Origin of the sequence: Pseudomonas edaphica, from assembly GCF_005863185.1 — a bacterium.
GTDB lineage: Bacteria > Pseudomonadota > Gammaproteobacteria > Pseudomonadales > Pseudomonadaceae > Aquipseudomonas > Aquipseudomonas edaphica.
Genome location: NZ_VBVZ01001000.1, coordinates 1 through 1,203 on the forward strand (window position 1 = coordinate 1; position 1,203 = coordinate 1,203).

Genomic DNA, 1,203 nt, shown 5'->3' on the forward strand with positions numbered 1-1,203 from the left:
TAAATACCCAGCATATCCCGCGCCAACGCCTCGGCAATCCGAATTCCGTCAACACCCGCCGACAGGATGCCACCGGCGTAACCTGCGCCTTCACCGGCCGGGAACAAGCCTTTCACGTTCAGGCTCTGCATCGACTCGTTACGGGTAATGCGCAGCGGCGACGAAGTGCGGGTCTCGATACCGGTCAACACGGCATCGTGCAGCGAATAGCCTTTGATCTGCTTCTCGAACGCCGGCAGCGCTTCACGAATCGCCTCAATGGCGAAGTCCGGCAATGCCAGCGCCAGGTCGCCCAGGGCCACCCCCGGCTTGTAGGACGGTTCCACACTGCCAATGGCGGTGGACGGCTTACCGGCGATGAAATCACCCACCAGCTGCGCCGGCGCCTCGTAGTTGCTGCCGCCGAGGATGTAGGCGTGAGACTCCAGGCGCTCCTGCAACTCGATACCGGCCAGCGGTCCGCCTGGGTAATCCACCTCAGGCGTGATGCCGACCACGATGCCGGAGTTGGCGTTGCGCTCGTTTCGGGAATATTGGCTCATGCCATTGGTGACCACGCGGTTCGGCTCGGAAGTCGCCGCCACCACGGTGCCGCCCGGGCACATGCAGAAGCTGTAGACCGAACGGCCGTTCTTGGCGTGGTGTACCAGTTTGTAGTCGGCGGCGCCCAGTTTCGGGTGCCCGGCGTATTTGCCCAGGCGCGCTGCGTCGATCAGTGACTGCGGGTGTTCGATACGGAAGCCCACCGAGAATGGTTTGGCCTCCATGTACACGCCACGGCCGTGCAGCATACGGAAGGTGTCGCGGGCGCTGTGGCCCAGGGCCAGAATCACGTGCTTGGAGAGGATCTGCTCGCCGCCGTCGACGACCACGCCGTTCAACTGGCCATCTTCGATCAGCACATCAGTGACGCGCTGCTCAAAACGCACTTCACCACCGAGAGCGATGATCTGCTCGCGCATGTTTTCCACCACGCCGGTCAGGCGGAAGGTGCCAATGTGCGGCTTGCTGACGTAGAGGATTTCTTCCGGCGCGCCGGCCTTGACGAACTCGTGCAGCACTTTGCGACCGTGGAACTTCGGGTCTTTGATCTGGCTGTAGAGTTTGCCGTCGGAAAAGGTCCCGGCACCGCCTTCGCCAAATTGCACGATGGACTCGGGGTTGAGCACGCTTTTGCGCCACAGGCCCCAAGTGTCTTTGGTG

1 protein-coding gene is annotated in these 1,203 nt (G+C 62.3%); it reads right to left on the reverse strand.

Features of this window, described 5'->3' with window-relative positions:
* Positions 1-1,203 (reverse strand): NAD(P)/FAD-dependent oxidoreductase (locus FEM54_RS32805; protein ID WP_138454313.1); only part of this gene is annotated, 1,203 nt, incomplete at both ends.